This window comes from Prochlorococcus marinus str. MIT 1214, assembly GCF_027359355.1.
Classification (GTDB): domain Bacteria; phylum Cyanobacteriota; class Cyanobacteriia; order PCC-6307; family Cyanobiaceae; genus Prochlorococcus_B; species Prochlorococcus_B marinus_F.
In genome coordinates this window covers 1,759,893-1,775,441 of sequence record NZ_CP114777.1, presented here as the reverse complement: position 1 = coordinate 1,775,441, position 15,549 = coordinate 1,759,893, and the positions used below count along the sequence as shown (strand labels likewise).

The 15,549-nt window shown below is 37.3% G+C and carries 17 protein-coding genes and 2 tRNA genes; 10 read left to right on the top strand and 9 right to left on the bottom strand.

Going from position 1 to position 15,549, the window contains the following annotated elements:
* Positions 1-15: 15 nt before the first annotated feature.
* From O5639_RS09760 to O5639_RS09750, 3 genes are all read left to right on the top strand, one after another.
* On the top strand, positions 16-702 hold the full coding sequence (locus tag O5639_RS09760) for a 2-deoxyribose-5-phosphate aldolase (protein WP_269624318.1): 687 nt from the start codon (positions 16-18) through the stop codon (positions 700-702).
* Positions 699-1,499 carry a DNA repair protein RecO gene (recO, locus tag O5639_RS09755; RefSeq protein WP_269624317.1) on the top strand — a complete coding sequence of 267 codons (801 nt, stop codon included), beginning with the start codon at positions 699-701 and terminating at the stop codon, positions 1,497-1,499. Before O5639_RS09760 ends, recO begins: the two co-directional genes overlap by 4 nt.
* Before the next feature lie 122 nt (positions 1,500-1,621).
* Complete coding sequence (locus tag O5639_RS09750) at positions 1,622-2,896, top strand: glycosyltransferase family 4 protein (RefSeq protein WP_269624316.1); 1,275 nt, start codon at positions 1,622-1,624, stop codon at positions 2,894-2,896.
* Here O5639_RS09750 and proC read toward each other — a convergent pair.
* The 6 genes from proC to der all read right to left on the bottom strand — a co-directional run bounded on the left by proC (position 2,787) and on the right by der (position 7,614).
* Positions 2,787-3,629, bottom strand: coding sequence for a pyrroline-5-carboxylate reductase (gene proC, locus O5639_RS09745; RefSeq protein ID WP_269624315.1), 843 nt, complete (start codon positions 3,627-3,629; stop codon positions 2,787-2,789). The two genes, O5639_RS09750 and proC, sit on opposite strands and share 110 nt — an antisense overlap.
* A gap of 13 nt (positions 3,630-3,642) precedes the next feature.
* Complete coding sequence (locus tag O5639_RS09740) at positions 3,643-4,221, bottom strand: cell division protein SepF (protein WP_269624314.1); 579 nt, start codon at positions 4,219-4,221, stop codon at positions 3,643-3,645.
* A gap of 155 nt (positions 4,222-4,376) precedes the next feature.
* Positions 4,377-5,015 carry a YggS family pyridoxal phosphate-dependent enzyme gene (locus tag O5639_RS09735; protein WP_420063676.1) on the bottom strand — a complete coding sequence of 213 codons (639 nt, stop codon included), beginning with the start codon at positions 5,013-5,015 and terminating at the stop codon, positions 4,377-4,379.
* A gap of 20 nt (positions 5,016-5,035) precedes the next feature.
* A complete protein-coding gene (locus O5639_RS09730) occupies positions 5,036-5,302 on the bottom strand; it encodes a PipX family protein (protein WP_269624313.1) in 267 nt (88 codons plus the stop codon).
* 16 nt (positions 5,303-5,318) lie between these two features.
* Entirely contained in the window at positions 5,319-6,233 is a 915-nt protein-coding gene (locus tag O5639_RS09725; protein WP_269624312.1) for an energy-coupling factor transporter transmembrane component T family protein, read from the bottom strand.
* Positions 6,234-6,243: 10 nt separating this feature from the next.
* Positions 6,244-7,614, bottom strand: a complete 1,371-nt coding sequence (gene der / locus O5639_RS09720) for a ribosome biogenesis GTPase Der (RefSeq protein ID WP_269624311.1) — start codon at positions 7,612-7,614, stop codon at positions 6,244-6,246.
* Positions 7,615-7,939: 325 nt separating this feature from the next.
* On the opposite strand from der, the gene dusB reads away from it, so the two are divergent.
* A complete protein-coding gene (gene dusB, locus O5639_RS09715; RefSeq protein ID WP_269624310.1) occupies positions 7,940-8,932 on the top strand; it encodes a tRNA dihydrouridine synthase DusB in 993 nt (330 codons plus the stop codon).
* A gap of 6 nt (positions 8,933-8,938) precedes the next feature.
* Here the strand turns inward: dusB and cobI are convergent, their stop codons facing one another.
* The 3 genes from cobI to aroQ are packed head-to-tail and all read right to left on the bottom strand — an operon-like array spanning position 8,939 to position 10,763.
* Positions 8,939-9,667: a precorrin-2 C(20)-methyltransferase gene (gene cobI / locus O5639_RS09710; protein ID WP_269624309.1), complete on the bottom strand. Its 729-nt coding sequence runs from the start codon at positions 9,665-9,667 to the stop codon at positions 8,939-8,941.
* A 36-nt stretch (positions 9,668-9,703) separates the two neighbouring features.
* Positions 9,704-10,318, bottom strand: a complete 615-nt coding sequence (locus O5639_RS09705; RefSeq protein ID WP_269624308.1) for a tRNA-(ms[2]io[6]A)-hydroxylase — start codon at positions 10,316-10,318, stop codon at positions 9,704-9,706.
* Positions 10,319-10,325: 7 nt separating this feature from the next.
* Positions 10,326-10,763 (bottom strand): type II 3-dehydroquinate dehydratase, encoded by a 438-nt coding sequence (gene aroQ / locus O5639_RS09700; RefSeq protein ID WP_269624307.1) that lies wholly within the window; start codon positions 10,761-10,763, stop codon positions 10,326-10,328.
* 108 nt (positions 10,764-10,871) lie between these two features.
* On the opposite strand from aroQ, the gene O5639_RS09695 reads away from it, so the two are divergent.
* The 6 genes from O5639_RS09695 (at position 10,872) to O5639_RS09670 (ending at position 15,431) form a co-directional block, all read left to right on the top strand.
* Positions 10,872-10,953 (top strand) — tRNA-Tyr (locus O5639_RS09695).
* A 12-nt stretch (positions 10,954-10,965) separates the two neighbouring features.
* Positions 10,966-11,037: transfer RNA gene (locus tag O5639_RS09690), tRNA-Thr, on the top strand.
* Between the two features lie 140 nt (positions 11,038-11,177).
* The gene (locus O5639_RS09685; RefSeq protein WP_269624306.1) at positions 11,178-12,158 is read left to right on the top strand and encodes a tyrosine-type recombinase/integrase; all 981 of its coding nucleotides are present in this window, start codon (positions 11,178-11,180) and stop codon (positions 12,156-12,158) included.
* Between the two features lie 116 nt (positions 12,159-12,274).
* Positions 12,275-13,225, top strand: coding sequence for a hypothetical protein (locus O5639_RS09680; RefSeq protein WP_269624305.1), 951 nt, complete (start codon positions 12,275-12,277; stop codon positions 13,223-13,225).
* Positions 13,226-13,510 (top strand): hypothetical protein, encoded by a 285-nt coding sequence (locus O5639_RS09675; protein ID WP_269624304.1) that lies wholly within the window; start codon positions 13,226-13,228, stop codon positions 13,508-13,510.
* A 49-nt stretch (positions 13,511-13,559) separates the two neighbouring features.
* Entirely contained in the window at positions 13,560-15,431 is a 1,872-nt protein-coding gene (locus O5639_RS09670) for a tetratricopeptide repeat protein (RefSeq protein ID WP_269624303.1), read from the top strand.
* Positions 15,432-15,549 lie beyond the last annotated feature (118 nt).

Here is a 15,549-nt window from a genome sequence, read left to right as displayed (position 1 = left end):
TACTACATAAGTCAAATGAGTAAACACAGGTTGGAAGAAGCTCATGCCAATATTTCTAATGTGATTTATCAAGCAGTCTTAAATCCTCATATCGATAAAGAAATGCTTGTTCAAATTTGTGATGCATCCAAGCAAAATGGCTTTGCAGGTTTATGCACCAGCCTTTCCCATTTACCATTTACACGTGAAAGGTTAGGGATCAAAAGTACTACAAAATTAATCTCAGTAATTGCCTTCCCTTTTGGGTTTATCCCAACTTTCAACAAACTAAAAGAAGCCGAGTATGCTATCGAGAAAGGAGCAGAAGAGTTAGATCTTGTCCCAAATTATTTTGCATTAAAAGAAGGAAATGTCGAACTTTTTGCTGAGGAAATCAATCAAATAAGTGAGCTTGGTATTCCAGTAAGAGTAATCATTGATGCAAATACACTCTTAAATTCATCAAAACTTTCCATAGCAATAGATGCTTTAATTGATGCGGGGGCAATTGGGATTCAAATAGGTAATGGGTTTGGTCCATCTATCACCAAGAATCAAACTAATCATATCTCTAAAATTGTTAAAAATCGCTGCTCAATTAAAACTGTTGGAGGTATTAAAACTTTTGATCAAGCAATAGAAATCATTGAAGCAGGATCAACATATATTGGTACAAGTTTTGGTTTTGAAATTGCCGAAGAACAGAAGAAAAAGGAAGAATGAGTTTGAATCAAAGAATGAAAGGACTGTCTTTAAAAGTTGGTCCTCTTGGTGAGAATGACAGGCTTTTAACCATACTTAGTGAAGAAAATGGAATATCTCGTCTTGCTATACCAGGAGCAAGAAAACCCAAAAGTAGACTGGGGGCAACGTCACCTTTTAATTTTTTAGATTTACACATAATCGGCAAAAAAAATCTTAGACGAGTAACACAAATAAAGATTATTAAGAGTTATGGGAACCTTGGAAAAAACATCGAAACACTTTCAGCAGCACAAGCCATTTCCGAGCTAGTTATGATTATGGTTGGGAGTGAAGACCCGCAAAAAGATTTACTTAAACTAGTTTTAATCCATTTAAATAGACTAAATGAATTACATAAAAAAGATTTTAATTCATTAGAAGCCTTAGCAATAAGTGTTCAATCATGCATTCATTTATTAGCTCTAGGCGGATATTGCTTACCACTTCAAAACTGTTGTCATTCTGGCTCCAAGCTGATACCCCCTCTTGGGAAATGGAGCTGGAAGTGTAGCTTTATTCCTGAAGAAGGTTTTGCAATTGGAACAATACCTAATGCAAGAACTGAGCTAAATCCATCTGAGCTTGCTTTACTTCAAAAACTCTTACTAGAAAAAGTACCTTTCCACAGTAACGGAAAATTATTGGGTCCTAAAAAAGTCTGGTTAAAACTACTGAAAATTGTTGAAACCTGGATTGAGACTCATTTACAACGAAGAATTACATCTCTTCAAATGATGAGAGAGGTTATAATTAGTAATGATCTAAATACTAAGTAGGAAAATATATTTGAGAGAAATTATTAGTTAAAAGTTTTTATTTATAAATTATTTAACTATTACAATAGTTTGAAAAGAAATATAGGGTAGCTGCTAGTTTGAAATACCGATTTTTTTAGAGTTTGACCCATATCGCCTGGCTAGGCAAAAAAACACCTTTTTGCGGGAACGTTTGTTACGGGCTTAGCACGACTGAAGAGCTTAAGGAAAGAGGATATCAAACAAGTTTTATTCACTTTGATAACCCAACGAGAGATGGAAATAATAAAACTTCCCTACTGGCAAATGATCCTGATGTAAGTCTTCCTTATTTAATTAAATCACAGGTTTACACAATCCCTTCTTTAAATGCTCAAAGAGAGCTGAGAGAATCTCTCTCAAGACTTAAACCAGATTTAGTCCACGCAAGTCTGACTCTTTCTCCATTAGATTTTCGACTACCTGAGCTTTGTCATCAACTTAATTTACCCTTAATCGCAACTTTTCACCCTGCTTTCGATTCAAAACTCAGAAATCTTACTGCCAATACCCAGCAACTTACCTATCAACTTTATGCACCATCATTAGCTAAGTATGACAAAGTAATTGTTTTTTCAGACTTGCAAGCAGAAGTTCTCGCAAAACTAGGAGTAAAAGAGAGCAGACTCGAAGTAATCCCTAATGGGATTGACATAAAAAAATGGAACCCCATTAAACCAAGTAATTCACAAAATAAACTTCAACTTGAAATAAGAGAAAGGCTCGGTTCTGAGAGAATATTTATCTATATGGGTAGAATAGCTTCTGAAAAAAATGTTGAAGCATTACTACGTGCATGGAGGTTTGTCCAGCCAAAAGGATGTCGACTAGTAATAGTAGGAGATGGACCACTAAGACCAACACTTGAAAATCATTCAATCTTCAACAAAGAAGATAATGTGGTTTGGTGGGGATACGAAGCCGATCAAAATAAAAGAGTCGCTCTTCTTCAAATCGCTGAGGTTTTTTTACTTCCAAGTCTTGTAGAGGGATTATCTATAGCCTTGCTCGAAGCTATGGCAACTGGAACAGCATGCGTCGCGACAGATGCTGGTGCAGATGGAGAAGTGCTTGAGAATGGAGCAGGAGTCATACTTAATACTGAGGGGGTTACTTCTCAATTAAGGACCCTTTTACCTGTACTGCGCGATCAACCAGTACTTACACACGAATTAGGTAGACGTGCTCGCTTGAGAGTAGAAGAAAAATATACGCTTCAACAAAATATTGACTCACTTGAAACTCTATATGCAAACGTTCTTAGATCATCTAACTCGAAACCTCTTCAGCCAATTGACGACTCTTCTGAGCGGCCAAAACAACTGCTTCAATTAAGGCGGATCTCAAGCCCGCAAGTTCAAGGTGTCGAAGAGCACTGATTGTAGTACCTGCAGGAGAAGCAACCATATCTTTAAGTTCAGCAGGATGCAAACTCTTTTCTCTAAGTAATGATGCAGTACCTGAGAGGGTTTTGTGAGCTAATTGATTGGATAAGTGTCGTGGCAATCCTGCAGCCACAGCACCATCAGCCATTGCTTCAACCACTAAAGATATATATGCTGGCCCTGAAGAAGTTAAAGCCAAAAAAGAATCAAGCTGTTGTTCCTGCAACTCAAAAATTTCACTAATTGGTTCGAAAATCTTTCTAACAACTTCCTTTTGATCCAGTGAAATATCATCTTCCCAAGCTAAACCAGTAAGCCCCTGCCCGACGAGAGAAGGAGTGTTTGGCACTGCTCTTACACATGTGTGTCCAGGGAAAGCCTTCTTAAGGCTTTTCAATGTTATTCCAGCCAAGACTGAAATTAATAATGGTTTAGATAATTGATCTTTCGATTTGACTGATGAGACAGATTCTCTGATTTTGCTAAATTGTTGAGGCTTTACAGCCAATAGTTTTACAGGCGCCTTCCATACTTCTCCAGACAAAGAATCTTCACTAGATACGACTTTTACTTTCTTTGGAAGATCATTTAATGCAGGTGCAATACTTGAGCTACTACCAACAATTCCTAAAACATTTTGAGGATGGTATTCACCTCTTTCCAAAAGAGGTGAAACAATGGCTTTAGCCATACTGCCAAGGCCAATTATCCCAATAGAAATCTCCAATCTATTTAATGATTCAAAGAGCTGTAGCTACTGTCTCACCCCAAGCAGGCTCTGGCGCGGGAGAGCCTTCCTTGGAAATCAAATCATTACCTTTATTACTCATACTTGAAGGGGAGGCTTCCTCTTGAAATGAGTTAGTTACTGTCACGCAAGAAGGTGCAAAAAGGAAAATACTTTCTCCAACTCTTTCTTGATGTCCATCAATAGCAAACGTTCCGCCTGCGACAAAATCAACTGCTCTTTGAGCCTGATCAGGCTCCATCATTGTGAGATTTAAAATAACTGTTTTACGCTCTCGCAAAGCTTGGATCACTCTCGGCATCTCATCAAAGCTACGAGGCTCCATCAAACTAACTTCAGAATCATTTGTTGAAATCCCAGGCATACCAATAACATTTGAAGAAGTGAAACTACTCTTCCCATCAAAAGGATTGGCCTGAGAGATGGTTGCCATCTCTCCACTTCCTCCTTTGTTGCCTCTATTGAAATTCTCAAAGTCTTCACTTCTTTCGTAATCGTCGAGCTCATCAAAATCACTATCTAAAAAGTCATCACCAGCGACGACAGCACGAAGACGGGAAATTAGCGACACCAGTTAATCCTCTCGGGATAATTTGTTAAAAAGTTGGATAAGCCAACAATCGATACATCTTCAACAACATGAAAATGAACCATATACTTAAATAACGTTCCTTATCTTAAGGGGCAAGCTTTTTTATTAGTTTTTTCATATCTTCAACAATTTCTCTAAAGCTGACGTTTGCCAAACAATAGAGATCCTAAACGAATCCAAGTGGCACCACCCTCAACAGCTTCTTGCCAGTCGTTGCTCATGCCCATTGAGCAATGCTTTAATCCCAGATGATTTGCAAATTTTCTACATTCACAAAATAAATCTTTTCTTTGATATGAATTAAGCGCTATTGGTGGGATTGTCATTAGTCCAATCAAATTAATATTGTTCAAAGAAAGAATCTTGGGCCAACTTTTCAAAAGATCTTGTTTAAAAAATCCACCCTTTGTTGGATCATCTCTAAACTTTACTTGTAAAAATATATTCGGAATTTTTTGTTCTTCTTGTGAAATTCTAGAAATTCTTTCCATCAAAGATAAAGAATCAACAGAATGAATAAAGTCAAATTCTTTAATCACTTTTCTAACTTTATTTTTCTGCAATGTACCGACAAAATGCCATCGGAGTTCTTTTAAATCATTCAATTCGTATTTTTTAGAAATTGCCTCTTGTATACGACTTTCCCCAAAATCCAATTGACCATAGCCAGAAAGTTTACGTATGGATTCTTGATGATGGCCCTTGCTTACAGCAAGTAAACTAACTCCTATAGGTAAAGAATCTTTTATTGTTTTAAATTCGTTAGAGCCAATCAAAATCTATTTAAATAAAGTTACATGAAAGTTTGATTAAACAATTCATGCCAAAGCTCTATATCAGAGGATCTTTCTCTCTTACATTTTGACAAATGCATCTCCGAATAATGTCTAGCATCCATATATGGAATAACTTCAAAAGCTGCCCCCCTTGGTTGCAAAGTAACTAAAAAAAACATTTTCTGTGCATATAAAGTTGCATATACATCTCTACCATTAGTAGCTGGTGAAACTAGATATAGCATTCCAAAAGTTGGATGATTTAGATAACGTTCAGCGTTCAAATCTTAATTTTTTCACTTAAGATGTACCATACATACAACGCAACAGGATCGCCATCAAAAGCAAAAAAATCGAACTTAAGTTAATCCATAAATATCTAGAATCAACAATAAAGCAAGGTCGTAGTTCTTTCGACGATAGCCAAAGCCCCTCTCTTGACATTAAAGAATCAGCCCCTTGTTCTGCCCTCAGCAAAATGTTTAACAAAAGTCTTTCTCCTAGAGAAATAAACAAATTCAAAGCACTTTTCAGTCCCAATTTCCTATATTTTATTGCCCTAACACCAATTGAACGAAAAAGATTTTGGAGTTCCTCTTGAACTAAAGGTAAAAATCGTAAAGCCAAAAGCAGTTGAAATGAGAATTTTTCCAAAGGAAATCCTAAAAAAGTTAGAGGAGCAAAAAACCAACTAATTGCCCACACAAGGTCTTCAGGAGGGGTTGTAATTAACATCAAATTCACACTGTGTATAACAGTAAAAATCAGGGTTGAAGTTTTAATACCTAATTCTGCAGAGCGACGATCGACGATTAATGGTCCTAATGAAATACCCCCGAAGTTAAATGGCCCCAACCTGCAGATTTCCCATGATCGAGTCAAAACAATTGCTCCTGGTATTTCATTAGGTGCTCTTATAGTCAATTCGCTTGATGTTTCACTCGCAGGTAAAACAATCGATAAAAGTCCAATCATCAAAGAGAAAATTAACAAAAAAACTAGAGATCGCCACCAAATACGTGGAGGTAGAAAACTAAGAAATGTAATTAATAAAAGAACAAAAGCTGTTGAAATTCTCCAGATTGAGTTAGCTAAAATGGGAGTCAACAAAAACAACAGAATCCAGGAGAGTTTAACTCGAGGATCGATACCACGTAGCCAGCTTGATTTACCAGAGACGTATTGACCAATTGGAATCTTTTTTAGCCAATCCATAAATTAATTACTAATTTCGGCCCCCCTTCTGTTGGCGTGCCAAGTCTTTTTCAACATCGCGTTGCTGCTTCCCTCTCCAAAACAATTTTATTGGAGTCCCTTCAAAGCCTAAGCCCTCTCGGATTTGTCTCTCAATATATCTTCGATAAGTATCCCCAAACAATTTAGGTTCATTCACAAAAAGAGTAAAGCTTGGAGGATTAATAGCTACTTGGGTCCCGTAATAAAGCCGCCCCTGTTTTCCACCTCTCGTCGTAGGAGGGCTTCTCCATCTCAATGCCTCAGTTAGCACCTCATTAACAACAGAGGTACTAACCCTTCTTCTATTCTGATCAACTGCCAAAGTAGCTAAAGCAAAAATCCCTTCTACTCTTTGTCCCGTGACCGCAGATGTGAAAATCATCTCTGCCCAATCGAGAAAATATAGTTTTGAACGAATATCTTTTTCCATTGCAACCATTGTGTGACTATCTTTTTCGACAGCATCCCATTTATTAACGACAATTAAACAAGCTCTTCCTTCCTGCTCAATTCTACCTGCAAGCCTTTGATCTTGTTCTGTAACACCATCCAAAGCATCTAAAACCAACACACAGACATCACTTCTTTCTATTGCCTTAAAACTACGATTAATCCCAAAGAACTCTGGCCCATAATTAACACTTCTACGTCTACGTATTCCCGCAGTATCAACTAATTTCCATTGATTGCCCTGATAAGTTATTCGAGTATCAATCGTATCTCGAGTCGTACCCCTAATAGAACTAACAATTGCTCTTGGCTCTCCACAAATTGAATTAAGAAGACTTGACTTCCCCACATTAGGCCTTCCAATAATTGCCAATTGAATAGGAGAGTCACTTACTTCATCTAAATCTTTAGAAGGAAACAAAGTAACCACATGATCAAGTAAATCGCCAGTACCTACTCCATGTATGGCAGAGATTGCATATGGCTCACCAAGGCCAAGCTTCCAAAATTCAGCTGCCATTGCTAACCCTAGTTCGGGAGATTCACATTTATTAACCACCACAAGTGTTTTACAAGAATGAGACCTCAAAAATTCAGCTATCGATTCATCAGCTGTCGTAACTCCCTCCTGACCATCAACAATTACTAATGCAACGACTGCTTCTTCAAGCGCAAGATTAGCTTGCTCTCTTATTTCAGGAAGAAACTCACTATCGTCATCAAAAACCAATCCGCCAGTATCTACAACTTTAAAATCTCTATCCCTCCAAAATCCATCTTGATAAGTTCGATCTCTAGTAACCCCTGGCTCATCATGAACAATAGCTTCTCTGCTCTGACATAAGCGATTCACCAGTGTAGATTTGCCAACATTTGGGCGCCCAATTATTGCGACTATTGGTAGCGCCAAATTTCTCTACCTTTCATAAGATTATTTACCCTTTATAGGTCATAATTAAGTTTAATTCTTCATACTACTAGTACGAGGAAAGAGTTTGATTCCAAAATGAAAGTTAGAAATCAAACTTCCCAAACAAGATTGACCCCAAAAAGAGGTATTCATTAACTATTAAGCCATCTTTAATAGCAATCCTTCTGGTTTCGCTAGCTGTTCTGCAAGTACCAATTTCATTAGATGCATCGTTGCGTATTTCTTGCTTATTTTCTGAAACAAGCGAAACAAATAAAACTTTGTTTTTTGTAAAAACTGATATAAATCCAAGCTTACTTTAAATATGAAAGAGTTATCACCGATTTTTTTATCAGGCAATGGGACTTCTAGATCTTTAGAGTGTCCAGTTCTTCAGTCCCCACTTGCAGGCGTCAGCGATCAAATATTCAGGAAATTTGTTCGTAGATGGGCTCCAAAAGCATTACTTTTTACCGAAATGGTAAATGCAAAGAGTCTTGAATTGGGTCATGGTGATGAGAAGGTAATTGAGCTTTCAGAAGAGAGTGGACCAATTGGTGTTCAACTTTTTGACCATAGGCCAAAATCAATGATAGATGCAGCCATTAAAGCTGAATCATGTGGTGCATTTCTTTTAGATATAAATATGGGTTGTCCAGTAAAAAAAATTGCCAAAAAAGGAGGCGGAAGTGCTCTATTAAAAGAACCAGAACTTGCTCAATTAATCGTCAAAAAGGTTTCAAAAGCCATATCAATTCCAGTAACAGTAAAAATAAGGTTGGGGTGGTGTGAATCCACAAGTGATCCAGTATCTTTTGCGTTGGGATTACAGGAGGCTGGGGCACAACTCATAACTGTTCATGGGCGAACGAGAAGGCAAGGATTCTCTGGGTATGCAAACTGGGAAGCTATTTCAAAAATCAAAAAGTCATTAGATATACCTGTCATTGCTAATGGTGATATTAAAAACTCTCGAGATGCTATTGAATGCCTAAAGATTACTAATGCCGATGGGGTGATGATAGGAAGGGCAAGTATGGGCGCTCCCTGGTTGGTTGGGCAAATTGATGACGAAATCAAAAAGCAAAGTACTTTTAAACCACCTGACGCAAAGATGAAAATCAGCTTATGTTTAGAGCATCTAAAATTACTTGTTTCAAAAAAAGGTAATCATGGGCTTTTGATTGCTAGGAAACATATGAATTGGACTTGTAGAGGTTTTGAAGGCGCGTCTACTCTTCGCCATAAATTAGTTAGAGCAAGCACTCCAAAAGACGCGATACAACTACTCGAATCTGAACTTGTTAAATTCAACTAAAAAGTCTTAGGGCATTACCAAAGGCCAGCTTTGTCGAATCAAAAGTAAAGAAAAATATGGCCTAGTACCTGGGGACAAATCAGATGCACTAAGAATTTCTTGATCTGAAAATCCTATTCTTTCTGCAAATATTGACTTTTTCATAAGATCAAGTTCTTCAAGCAAAGGTTTGACCCATTCCCATTTTTTACCAAGCTTGAGCAAAACAACTACCCTTTTCTTAGACGCAGCATCAGACAACATAACCTTTAGCTCGTCATATGAGTCTGGAACAGGTGATATTAATAATTGTTCCTCTTGAAAAGCAAGAGGTAGTTTACTTTTCGCGGCAGCTGCAGAAAAAGATGTAACACCTGGAATTAGTTTAACAAGGCACTCTGAACGATATTTTTCTAACTCCTTTGAAAGATACGAGCCAGTCGAAAAAAGTGAGATATCTCCTTGAGCAAGGAAAACGACTCTTTCACCTTTCTCAACCATCTTCATTAATTCATTTCCAGCAACTCTCCATGCATTTTTTAAAGTGTTTTGATCGTCAACCATAGGAAAATGCAAAGGCAATTTTTTTTTATCTTTTGTTATCCATTTTGAAGCAATTTTTTCAGCAAGGCTGTCACCTCCCCTTGTAGAGACTGGATAAGAAACAACTGTTGATCCTTTAATAGCATCAACTGCTGCCAAAGTTAATAAAGAGGGATCACCTGGTCCAACGCCAGTAATAGTCAAAACTTTCATTTAATTAGGTGAATTTTGTCTACTTAAAAGAGATAATTAACTATGCATTCTTGGCAGATGATGCATTTCCAATAAAGCATCTGACTCAACCTTCGCTAATTCCTCTAGCCTAGAAGTAAGAAGATCTCGATCAAAACGTTCAGCTGCCAATTGCCAATAAATTCCGAAATGCCTAGCCTCGCTTTTTAACAAGTCGCCATACAACTTACGAAGTGCCATATCAGGAGAATGTATCGACAATAATTTCATTCTTTCATGACTCCTCGCCTCAATAAGCCCGGCAACTAGAAAACTATCCAACATTCGTAATGGTTCTTCTTTGCAAATGTTTTTTGCCAAAATTGCTCCATAGGGAGGTGAGGCTAATTTTTGAAGTTTTTTCCCACGCGCATTTAAAAGAGACAAAACCCTCTCAAAATGTTCAAGCTCCTCTCTTGCTAATGGGCTTAGAACCTCTGAAAGACCAGGTTCACTTACATAGCGAAACATAAGTTGCAATGCAACTCCAGCAGCCTTCCTTTCACAATGGGCATGATCCAAAAGTATTTCCATTGGATTAGAGATTGCAAGATCTATCCAAGCTTCACTAGTCTTATTTATTAGCCAGCAAATCTTTGATTGCTCAAAAATTTTAGTTTTTGAATTACTCATAAACTCCTCAGACTCTCTTTAAATAAGAAACCATCCCTTGCAAAGCAAGTTGATAACTATGTGCTCCAAAGCCACAAACCAAACCCAATGCTTTATCTGAAAGAAATGATTTATGGCGAAACTCTTCCCTAGAATAAATGTTACTTAAATGTACTTCTACATAAGGAATAGCAACTCCTAATAAAGCATCCCTAAGAGCAATAGAGGTATGTGTATAAGCACCTGCATTAATTAATATTCCGTCAATAGAACCAGCACTGTTTTGAATGCAATCAATCATCTCGCCTTCTGAATTACTTTGAAAGAATTTGAGATTTGCATCAAGTTCACTAGCTAAAGTCAATAGCTCTTCTTGAATATCTTCTAAAGTTTGCGCGCCATATATTGATGGTTCCCTTTTTCCCACAAGATTCAAATTCGGACCATTAATGAATAAAAGATCCATATTCCTTACAAATCAAACATCTTTCATGATCGTATCGATTCCCGCCACAAAGGACCAACAAATTCGAGAAAAATGGCACCATTTACTGTTAATCTCATTAGGTGGATCGGGTCGGTGCCCGAGTGGTTAATGGGGGCGGACTGTAAATCCGCTGGCTACGCCTACGTTGGTTCAAATCCAACCCGGCCCATCTTTTCCACAAGCCCTTGTAGCTCAGCGGTAGAGCACTCCCTTGGTAAGGGAGAGGTCTCGGGTTCAAGTCCCGACGAGGGCATCGTCGGAAGCTGAACCAGGGCAAGCGATCTGAGGCACTAGGATCGCAAATCTTTGAAAGTGGACGTCCGATTTCGGGTCCACTTTTGTTGTTTTTAGACCATTTTTGCTTGATGCATCTGACCTGATGCAACCCAAAAAATGGCAACGATTAGAAGAAGCGGAAGTGGCTGGCAAGCACTCATTAGAAAGAAGAAATATCAGGGCCAAACATCCAAAACTTTTAGCTCCAAAGCAGCTGCAAAACTGTGGGCAAATGCTGTTGAAAGTTCTCTTAAAACGCCAGCAAAACTTGATCTAAAACCACCTCAAATCTTACGAGAAGCAATCGATCTGTATATCCAAGGGCCACTGCAAGATCACCTCAGCGGGGCTAACGAACAATATCCATTAAAAGCATTGGCCAACAGCTGGATGGGTGGCGTTCTTTTGGAAGAACTTTCCATCAGACATTTTGCTCTCTGGCGAGATGAACGATTGATCAAGGTCAAGCCCAACACAATCATGAGAGAGCTCAGAATCTTGAGAGTTCTATTGGATTGGGCCAAAGATGAACTGGGATGCCAACTGAGCTCCAATCCAGCGAGGGAATTAAAAGTACGAGGAGTCAGCGATGCCAGATTCCCTTACTTCACACCAGCACAGAAAAAGAAATTACTAACTGCATTAGGCCAATCGAAGAACCCTAATCACAAAAGACTGACGCAATTAGCACTTGCCACAGGAATGCGTCGCTCAGAATTACTGGCCATTAAATGGAGCGATCTGGATTTAAAAAACAAATTGGTCCATCTGAGCCGCAAAGATTGCGCAGCGACAGGAAGACAAAGCAGTCAGAGATTCGTGCCACTATCACCGCAATCAATTGCACTCCTGAAGAACTATCCCAAAACCAACCCAAGAGTGATCGACTTAACTATTGGAGCAGCTCGTCATGGCTTTAATCGAGCCAGAAAAGCAGCAGGCTTGAATCATTTGCGTTTTCATGACCTGCGCCATATCGCCATTAGCAATATGTGGGCAGCAGGAATGAATGCGCTACAGATCTCAGAAGCTAGTGGCCACAAAGATCTAAGAATGTTGATGCGCTACAGCCACTATCAGCTGGGGTATGGGGGGTGAAGAGTTTCGCCCAAGACGTATAAAGCAATTCAGAGTTATCTCTCAAAAATCAGGTCAATTTGAAATCATGTTCGCAACGGCTTTATGATCCATATAATCAAGGCTTAAAGAAGAAAATGAATATCACAGAGTTAGGGCTTCGATTCAAGGAAAGCTTGGAGAAGATACCAGATCTAAATTCTGATCAAAGGATCGGATTATTAGCCAGCCTACAAGGGTCTGATGATAAGGATATTAGTATCATAAGATCAGTTATTGAAAGTGATGGATGCTTAAATCTTTTCACCTCTATCAACAAAAATAGTATAAAAAAAGAAAAGATTTTCAGAGAGATTAAACGCCTGAGTGAGATTTTTTCCGAGGAAGATGCTCAGAATTTATGTGACTTTTTCAAAGCATTTGACCCTTTATTTGAGTATGGCATAAAGCGGATTTTATCAGAGCTTGAAACACTTAAGACTGAAAAGAAGATAGAGAGGCCTAAGGGAAATAAGGATGAATCTCCTAACTTTATAAAGAAATTATTCAAAGAAGGAGGAACTCTTTATTCAATAATTAGCCTTATAATCATGTATATTTCTGCTCAATGGGTAGAATTAAATCTTCGATATCTTTTTAATATTAATTATGACGGAACATCACCTTGGACCTTTAGATTCATTGGTGCTGCTGGTTGGATCGGAGCAGGTTTAATAATAGTATCTATTCTTTTCTTTTTTGCTTATTCTCTTTCTATCGAACCTAGCAACAATAAAGATCAAAAGCTAAGACGATTTGAAGAGAGAAGAAAAAATTCTAAGCCTTGGTTAATAGGGGTATTAGTTGCATGTGTTTCGCCTCTTATTGCTTCTATTGTTTATGCAATCAGACAAAGATCATGGCAAATGGTTGCAAGTATTATCTGGATTATATTTTGCTCTAATTTCCTGATTTTTGCTCCTTTCTATCCTCGGCCCCTAGCAATCAAATTCTCCACTCAAATTATTTGCGGAGTTGCCGTTTATTTTATAGCGAGGAAGAACAAGCTAGAGTTTCAAACAAATAGATTAGAAGAAAAAAATCTATAAATGATTAAAAGAAAATTTAGAATCCCTAGAATCAATCCTTATTTAAAAATAGGTCTTTTAACTTGGCTTTCTCTAATAGTTTTTATTGCTATTGGTGGAAGTATTCTCTCTATCTTCCCCTCAAAAATCGAACGGGTATGCAAAAGTCTTTTTTCAGGGAAATTGACTGAGAGAGAAGCATCAAGAATGCTTTCAGGCTATGGAGGATGGAGAGGAGGTGGTGAAGACGCTCTTTTTTATTTTTGCGACGAAAAGCTTAACAACAATCAATCATCCATCGACTGAATCATTCAATGATTAAATTAAAATATTTTTTATATTTTGAGCAGCTTGTATGAAAAAGAATTTTATTGCTATTGCTGCTTTCTTATCCTTAGTTCAACTGAAAGGCCCACTACCAATAATCACAGGTACTGCTTTGAATAGTGCAGGGTTAATGATCTCTATTCCTGAGAAGGTTAAATCAGAAAGCATTGACAAAAACAAATCAAAGCAAAATAAACATTGGAAGGCAGGTACTGATCTTCATATCGGAAATTCTTATTTAGACAATGATTTGTTCCCTAAAGCTATTGAGAGTTTCTCAAGAGCAATAAATCGAAAGCCGCCAAAAAAAATTCTTGTGGTGGCATATTTTAACCGTGCTTTAGCAAAGTCAAACTTAAAAGATTATTCTGGTGCGATTTCTGATTTCTCCAAAGTAATCGAAATCAATCCAAAGGATGAAGAAGCATATTTCAGACGTGGAATTATCCAACATCAATTAGCTAATTATCAAAGTGCAATTAATGATTTTAGTATGCAAATTAAGAGGAATAAAAATTCAAATTCAGAGTATTCCTATCTTTCTTATTACGGTCGGGCTAATTCCAAGAGAATGATAGGTGATTATTCTGGGGCACTTTCTGATGATGAGCAATTTCAAAAGTTAGCTACAGAATTTATGGGCTTCAATTACAAGCAAGGGTTAAAAAATATTGACAATAAAGATTATAAAGATGCAATTATATCATTCAATAAAGTAATAGATATAAGAGCTAATCATTGGAATGCATATCGAGAACGTGGAAGGGCCAAATATCAATCAGGAGATTACCAAGGTGCTTTAGAAGATACATCGAAAGCAATTGAAGGTAATGCACTTGAGCAAAAAGCCTATCGCAGTAACGTTGTTGATTCAGACCTTCATAATATTCGTGGACTTTCTAATCAGAAGTTAGGAGATTTCTCAGGAGCAAAATCTGATTTCACTATCGCAATAAATGGTTGGTTTGCAGGTCCCCCTCGTCCTGAGGAGATGTATTTCAATAGAGGAATTGTAGAAGCTAAGCTAGGTAATCATGAGGAAGCAATAAATGATTTTAATAAAGCCTTAGAAATAAACTCAAACTTAGTTTCAGAATTTACTATTGGCGAGTCAAATCATATTTACTCTTCTTACGTTAATAGATCTTTTAGTAATTTAAGCATAAAGAATTATGATGCTGCTATAAACGATTTAAGCCAGGCAATTGATATTGATCCAAAAGATCCTACTGCTTATAATAATAGAGCAAAACTGTATTATTTAAATGGTAATTTCGACAGATCCTGCAAGGATTCAACGAAGGCAGCATCACTTGGAAGTAAGGAATCAATAAAGATTTTAAAAGGTCCAATAGGTAAAAAGATTTGTTATATGCCCAAAAAAGTAGTTAATGACAAAAGTATTACTTTGAAATGGAATAATCCTAATAAGAATAAAAAGGAATCCAGATTTTTAAAGGCAGAAAATTACGTAAAAGAGAAAAGGTATTCGGAAGCAATTATTGAATACAGCAGGATTATCAATAAAAACCCATCGGATTCAGAGGCATATTACCGAAGAGGCTGGAATAATGAGCAATTAGAAAATTATCCAGAAGCAATTAAAGATTTCAATAGAGCAATCGAAATTGATCCCAAATTCATATCAGCCTATTTTGCTCGTGCATGGAATAAAGGAGAATTAAAAGATTATTCCGGAGCATTAAATGATTACAGCAAAGCCATTGAAATTAATCCAAATTACCTTGAGGCATATACCAATCGAGGGATTATAAAAGCTGAACTAGGTGATAAGAAAGGTGCATGTCGAGATTATAAAAAGGCTATAGAACTTGGGAGTAAATCAGAAAAACGATGGTTGGCATCTGATAAAGCCGCTTGGTGTAGGAACATGAGATAAAACAAACCGTAAAATATAAAATAGATATATCCTCAGAAATTGTTCCTAATGGCAACTCCCAAACATCTTAAATTTTAAAGAAAAAAATGATTAAAAAAAAGGAAATTGAAGCTTTAGT